Here is a 6,349-nt window from a genome sequence, read left to right on the forward strand (position 1 = left end):
TATTCTTTCCCTCAGGCAGGAGATTTCATCAAGCTCTTGCCCTGTAAAGGCGCGGAAAGCGCCGGTGGCGATATATACTGCGCGCCATTCTTGAAGGGAGAGCCGTGTGGCCATCGATATTCACTGGATTCGCGACAACGATAGCCTCGCGCAGTTTTGCGCCGAGTGGCAGCAGCTGCCGTTCGTTGCCCTCGACACCGAATTCATGCGGGTCGACACCTTCTACCCGATTGCCGGCCTGTTGCAGGTCGGCGACGGCAAACGCGCCTACCTGATCGACCCGCTGACCATCAACGCCTGGCAACCCTTGGCCGCGTTGCTGGAAAACCCGGCGGTGCTCAAAGTCCTGCACGCCTGCAGCGAAGACCTCGAAGTCCTGCTGCGCCTGACCGGCAGCCTGCCGGCGCCGCTGTTCGACACCCAACTGGCCGCCGCCTACCTGAACCTCGGGTTCTCGATGGGCTATTCGCGTCTGGTGCAGGAAGTGCTCGGCATCGAACTGCCGAAGGGCGAAACCCGCTCCGACTGGTTGCAGCGACCGTTGTCCGACACGCAAATCAGCTATGCCGCCGAAGACGCCGTGCATCTGGCGGAGGTTTTCGTACAACTGCGTCCGAAACTGTCTGACGACAAATTCGCCTGGGTACTGGAGGACGGCGCCGAACTGGTCGCCAACCTGCGCCGCGAAACCGATCCGTACGAGGTGTATCGCGAGGCCAAACTGGCGTGGAAACTGTCCCGCGCCCAACTGGCCGTGCTGCGCGAACTCTGCGCCTGGCGTGAACGCGAGGCCCGCGCCCGCGACCTGCCGCGCAATCGCATCGTGCGTGAACATTCGCTGTGGCCGCTGGCCCGGACCCAACCGGACAACCTCAGCGCGCTGGGCAAGATCGAAGACATGCACCCGCGTACCGTGCGTCAGGACGGCGAGTTTCTGCTTGATCTGATCAAGCGCTCTGGCAGTGTGGGGCCTGATCAATGGCCGCCAGCCGTGCCGGAGCCGCTGCCGATCGAAGCCGCTGCGCTGATCAAACAGCTGCGGGCGCTCGGTCAGGCCGAAGCTGAACGTCTGGGCATCGCGCCGGAACTGATGCTGCGCAAGAAAACCCTCGAAGCGCTGGTCAAAAGCGGCTTCCCCGAGGGTCCTTACCAATTGCCTGATTCGCTGCGTGGCTGGCGCCGCGAATTGATGGGCCAGAAGCTGCTCGACAGCCTGGCCACCGCCGGAGAACAGCCTTGAAACGTATTTGTTCCATTTACCAAAGTTCGAAGAAAAGCGGCATGTACCTGTACGTGCTCAAGAGCGATGCGCTGGAGCGCGTGCCGGAAGGTCTGATGGCGGCGTTCGGCAAGGCCAAGCATTCCTTCGACCTGGTGCTGACCCCCGAGCGCAAGCTGGCCAGCGAAGACATTGCCGTGGTTCTGGAAAACCTCGAAAAGCAGGGGTATCACCTGCAAATGCCACCGGCCGAGGAAGAGTACATCGAGCACTTGCCCGAAGAGTTGCTGCGACGCAACGACCCGGTCTGATCCACGAGGCCCTGTCCTGGGCCTCTTGTAACCCCTGGAACGGTTTTTACGGCGACGGCTGCCACGAAGTGGACGGCCGCCTGCACGGTTTGCGAAAGGTTTGAAGATGCGCGTTCTGATTGCTGAACACGACCACGCGATATACGCCCGACTGCTGCGTCAGGCAGCCCCGGAGCTTGAAGTGCTGACCAGCGGCGACTCCGCCGAACTGGCCCGCCAGGCCGTCGATTGCCCGGTGTGGCTGGGCCAGCCGGATCTGCTGGCGACCCTGTTGCGTCAGGGCCATCAGCCACAATGGCTGCAATCGACCTGGGCCGGGATCACGCCGCTGCTGGCCGACGGCCTGCGCCGGGATTACCGCCTGACCCGGGCGGTCGGCATTTTCGGTCAGGTGATGGCTGAATACGTGCTGACTTACATGCTTGGTCACGAGCGCGAAGTACTGGCGCGGCTGGTCAGCCAGGTCGAGCGCAAGTGGGACAACCGCACCGGCCAGAGTCTGGTCGGGCGCAAGGTGCTGATCGTCGGCACCGGTGACATCGGCCAGAGCGTGGCGCAGTTCCTGCTGCCGTTCGGCGTCGAGTTGTACGGCATCGCCAGCAGCGCCCGCGAGCAGGCGCCGTTTGTCGAAGTCGGTTCGATGGCGGACTTGCCGCGTCTGGTCGGCGAAGCGGATTACGTGGTCAACCTGCTGCCCAACACGGAGCACACCCACGATATCTACGACGCTGCGCTGTTCAAGCAATTCAAGCCGACCGGGTTGTTCATCAACGCCGGGCGCGGTGTCGCGGTGGTCGATGCGGATCTGGTCGAAGCGTTGAAGGAAGGCCATCTGGCCGGCGCGGTTATCGACGTCTGCCGTCAGGAACCGCTGCCGCAACGGCATCCGTTCTGGACCGCGTGGGGCTTGCTGCTGACCGGGCACAGCTCGGCGCCGACATCGCCGCCGATGATGGTGCAGTTGTTTCTGGATAACTTGCGGGCGTATCAGGCGGGAGAGGCGTTGCGCGGGGAAGTGGATTTCGCACGCGGTTACTGAGTCCAGAGAGATCGTTCCCACGCTCCGCGTGGGAACGCCTCAAGGGACGCTCCGCGTCCAGTGACGCGGAGCGTCACGGGCTGCATTCCCACGCGGAGCGTGGGAACGATCATCACGGGTGTGGCTTAGAGGGTGAAATCGCCTTCAGCCGCCAGTTCGCTCAGCGGACGACGCGGGCTCGGCGTTTCCCGCGCTTGCAGGTAATCCGCCAAGGTGGCCTTGTCACCCAGCTTACCCACCGCAACGGCGGCGTGCAGCGCATAACCTTGCGGAATGTTCAGCTCCTTGCGGGTCAGCTCCTGATCGAAGCCGGCCATGCCGTGGGTGTGCCAGCCGCTCAGGCTCGCTTGCAGCGCCAGATGACCCCACGCGGAACCGGTGTCGAAGGTGTGCCACAGCGCCGGCGTTTCCTCGGTCGCGCCCGGTGCGGTGAAGGTGGTTTTCGAAATCACGATCACCAGTGCCGAAGCGTGTTGTGCCCAGCTGCGGTTGAATTCATTGAGCAGGCCCAGATAACGCTCCCAGTTCGGGGTGTCGCGACGGGCGTAGAGAAAACGCCACGGCTGCGAGTTGTAAGCCGACGGCGCCCAGCGTGCGGCTTCGAAGAAGCTCAGCAGGGTTTCTTCGGAAATCGCTTCGCCGGTGAAGGCGCGGGGCGACCAGCGATCGGTGAACTGAGGGTGAATGGCGTATTCGGCAACGCGAGGGTTGGCACTCATCGAGAGATTCCTTGCTACGTTTGAGGACAGGTTGGAAGCGAAACCCGGCGGGATCAGTTGGGCTGAACGATGGGGGTTATGTCGCAAGCCTGCAGTTCACCGGAGGCAACGCGGTCGAGCGTTAATGGCATCCGGCAAAGGCCTGGTGAGACCGGCAAAGCTACTTGGCCGCGCAAAAACTGACAAGCCCCGCACAACCGGCAGTCGCCAGCGCTTGGATCACGGGGCCTTGGGCACTAGACTGGCGGCCTTTTCACCACCTGATGTTGATGCTTGAGCCATGGCCGCCAAAGTCGAACCGTTCTGGATACGCAAAACCCTCGATCAACTCGATCACGAGGAATGGGAATCGCTGTGCGACGGTTGCGGCCTGTGCTGCCTGCAGAAGCTCGAGGATGAAGAAGACAACAGCGTCTATTACACGCGTATCGCCTGCAAACTGCTGGACCTGAAAACCTGCCAGTGCAGCGATTACCCGAACCGCATGAAGTTTGTCCCGGACTGCATCCAGCTCACCCCGGGCCAGGCCGAAGAATTCAAATGGCTGCCGCCGACCTGCGGTTATCGGCTGGTCAGCGAAGGCAAGGATCTGCCGCTGTGGCATCACCTGGTCTGCGGTGATCGCGACGCGGTGCACCACGAACGGATTTCCCAGTCCGGGCGCATGCTCGCCGAAGGCAGCGTGCCGGAAGACGACTGGGAAGATCACCTGATTTTCCGCGCAGGTTAACGATTGACCAAGGAGCAGGTATGGCGACGGGATTGCGCCGGGCGCTGATCGTCACGTTGCTGGCGCTGAGTGCGCCGGTGTGGGCGGCAAAGAAAGTCGATCTGGATTATCAGGTAAGCCTGCTGCCGCAGAGCGATCAGGCCGAAGTGCGCCTGACCCTCGCCAAAGGCGAAGCGGTGCGCAGCCTGGATTTCGACCTCGGCGATGGCAGCCACTACAGCGATTTCAAGGCCGACGGCCAATGGCAACTGACGCCGGGCCAACACGCACGCGGCGTATGGCGCCCGACGGCGGACAAGGCCACCCTGACCTACCGAGTACGCATCAGCCACGGCCGCAAGAACGGCAGCTTCGACACGCGCATGACCCCGACCTGGGCGCTGATGCGCGGCGATGAACTGGTGCCGCCGGCCAAGCTCGACCAACAGGACGGCATCGAACTGGTCGCACGCCTGCACTTCGAATTGCCCGACGGCTGGAAAAGCGTCGAAACTGCCTGGCCGCGCATCGGCAAGAACAAATTCCGCATCGACAATCCGTCACGCCTGTTCGACCGCCCGACCGGCTGGATGCTCGCCGGTCACCTCGGCAGCCGCCGCACCCGGCTGGGCGAAACCGAAGTCACCGTGGCCTCGCCGCAAGGGCAGGGCATGCGCCGGATGGACGTGCTGACGCTGCTGACGTTCGTCTGGCCGCAGGTGCAGGCGGTGTTTCCCCGCCATCCGACCAAGTTGCTGATCGTTGGCGCCAACGACCCGATGTGGCGCGGCAGCCTGGCGGCGCGGGAGTCGATCTACCTCAACACGCGGTTGCCGCTGGTCAGCGAAAGCGGCAGCAGCGCTTTGGTGCGCGAGCTGGCGCAGGTGTTCGGGCGGATCAACGACGAGCAGCGCAGTGACTGGATCAGCGAGGGTTTTGCCGAGTATTACGCGATCGAGCTGGTGCGCCGTGCCGGCGGCATGAGCGACGAGCGTTATCAGGCGTTGCAGGCGAAGCTGGCCAAGGACAGCCAGAAGGTCACGACCCTGCGCGGCGAGCAGATCAGCCCGGCGCAGCTGTCGAAAGCGGTGCTGTTGTTACAGGAACTGGACGGCGAGATTCGTCTGAAGACCCGCAACAAGCGCTCGCTGGATGACGTGCTGCGCGGGGCGATGCATTTGGGGACGGTAGATACCAAAGAGTTCGTGCAACTCGCCGAAAGCATTCTCGGCGAGTTGTCCAAAGTCCTTGATACCGGGTTGCTTCGGTAGCGGTCAGACCCCGGCTTTCGGCGATTTCACCGAGTCATTGCCGGTCACGGTGGCAGTTTTGGTTGCCGCTTCGGCATTGGCTTTGAGCTTGCTCAGCTCTTCACCGGCCCGCTCGATCTTTGCCCGCACGTTGTTCATGTCCTGACGGCTTTTCTCCAGCAGGCTTTTCACCGAGCTGTGGCCGGTGATGCCGCGGGCCATGGCCACGCCGCCAATCGCCACCTGAATCAGCCCGAATACGCCGCCACGGCGCAGGCCCTTGCCGACCATGATCACGCCGCCGGCCAGCGAGCCGATGCGCTCCCAGCCTTCGACGTTCTGCTCGGAACGGCTCTGGAACGGGGTGGATTCGATACGCTCGACGCGTTTGAGCTCGGTCATGATCTTTCTCCAGGCAATGAGTAATCGATAAACAAGCTGACTGCGTAGGCGGTCAGCTCGTTCCATCGGATGTGCGGCGTTTCAGCGGAATTTCGGCCCGGAACGGGTGTTCAGGCCTTTGGCCATGCGGTCGTAGAGCACGACGTTGACCGTGGCGGCGAGGTTCATGCAGCCGGTGGTCGGGATGTACACGACGTCTTCGCACCAGTCGCGGATCTCTTGATCCAGCGAACCGTCTTCGGGGCCGAAGATGTACAGGGCGCGATCGGGGTGGGTGTATTCCGGCAGCGGGCGGGCGCCGTCGACCAGTTCCACGGCGACCGGGACGCAGTTGAGCGGCAGGATCTTTTTCAGGTCATCGATGCCGATCAGCGGGATGTCGTAGTGCACGCGCTTGGTGTCGGTGACGAAGTCGGCGGCGCGCTCATAGCGCTTGCCGGTGTAGAACACGGTCGACACGCCGTAGCAGCCTGCGGCGCGCATCACCGAACCGACGTTTTCCGGTGATTTGGGGTTATACAAACCAATGCAGCTGTACCGTTTGTCTGCCACGAGCGGGGTGCCTTCGGGAAAAAGAGGGCGATTATACGGGGATTGGGGGAGGGCGGGCAGATTCAGGACAGATCGTTCCCACGCTCCGCGTGGGAATGCAGCCCGGGACGCTCTGCGTCCCATTCGAGAGCTGGAACGCGGAGCGTCC

8 protein-coding genes are annotated in these 6,349 nt (G+C 62.9%); 5 read left to right on the top strand and 3 right to left on the bottom strand.

Features of this window, described 5'->3' with window-relative positions; genetic code table 11:
* The first annotated feature begins 106 nt into the window (after nt 1-106).
* The 3 genes from rnd (at nt 107) to PMI24_RS22615 (ending at nt 2,569) form a co-directional block, all read left to right on the top strand.
* Nucleotides 107-1,240 carry a ribonuclease D gene (rnd, locus tag PMI24_RS22605; RefSeq protein WP_007958043.1) on the top strand — a complete coding sequence of 378 codons (1,134 nt, stop codon included), beginning with the start codon at nt 107-109 and terminating at the stop codon, nt 1,238-1,240.
* On the top strand, nt 1,237-1,530 hold the full coding sequence (locus PMI24_RS22610) for a YcgL domain-containing protein (protein WP_007958052.1): 294 nt from the start codon (nt 1,237-1,239) through the stop codon (nt 1,528-1,530). Before rnd ends, PMI24_RS22610 begins: the two co-directional genes overlap by 4 nt.
* Nucleotides 1,531-1,636: 106 nt before the next feature.
* Entirely contained in the window at nt 1,637-2,569 is a 933-nt protein-coding gene (locus PMI24_RS22615; RefSeq protein WP_007958054.1) for a D-2-hydroxyacid dehydrogenase, read from the top strand.
* A gap of 125 nt (nt 2,570-2,694) precedes the next feature.
* Here the strand turns inward: PMI24_RS22615 and PMI24_RS22620 are convergent, their stop codons facing one another.
* Nucleotides 2,695-3,288 (bottom strand): nitroreductase family protein, encoded by a 594-nt coding sequence (locus PMI24_RS22620; RefSeq protein ID WP_007958056.1) that lies wholly within the window; start codon nt 3,286-3,288, stop codon nt 2,695-2,697.
* Nucleotides 3,289-3,568: 280 nt separating this feature from the next.
* Between PMI24_RS22620 and PMI24_RS22625 the strand changes: the two genes are divergently transcribed.
* Nucleotides 3,569-4,018, top strand: a complete 450-nt coding sequence (locus tag PMI24_RS22625; protein ID WP_007958058.1) for a YcgN family cysteine cluster protein — start codon at nt 3,569-3,571, stop codon at nt 4,016-4,018.
* Nucleotides 4,019-4,038: 20 nt separating this feature from the next.
* The gene (locus PMI24_RS22630) at nt 4,039-5,268 is read left to right on the top strand and encodes a hypothetical protein (protein WP_007958062.1); all 1,230 of its coding nucleotides are present in this window, start codon (nt 4,039-4,041) and stop codon (nt 5,266-5,268) included.
* Nucleotides 5,269-5,271: 3 nt separating this feature from the next.
* On the opposite strand, the gene PMI24_RS22635 is transcribed toward PMI24_RS22630, so the two are convergent.
* Both PMI24_RS22635 and PMI24_RS22640 read right to left on the bottom strand, forming a co-directional pair.
* Nucleotides 5,272-5,649 (bottom strand): YgaP family membrane protein, encoded by a 378-nt coding sequence (locus PMI24_RS22635; RefSeq protein ID WP_007958064.1) that lies wholly within the window; start codon nt 5,647-5,649, stop codon nt 5,272-5,274.
* Nucleotides 5,650-5,730: 81 nt separating this feature from the next.
* Entirely contained in the window at nt 5,731-6,201 is a 471-nt protein-coding gene (locus PMI24_RS22640) for an RNA methyltransferase (RefSeq protein WP_007958066.1), read from the bottom strand.
* Nucleotides 6,202-6,349: the final 148 nt, after the last annotated feature.

Origin of the sequence: Pseudomonas sp. GM25, from assembly GCF_000282255.1 — a bacterium.
Taxonomy (GTDB): domain Bacteria; phylum Pseudomonadota; class Gammaproteobacteria; order Pseudomonadales; family Pseudomonadaceae; genus Aquipseudomonas; species Aquipseudomonas aphyarum.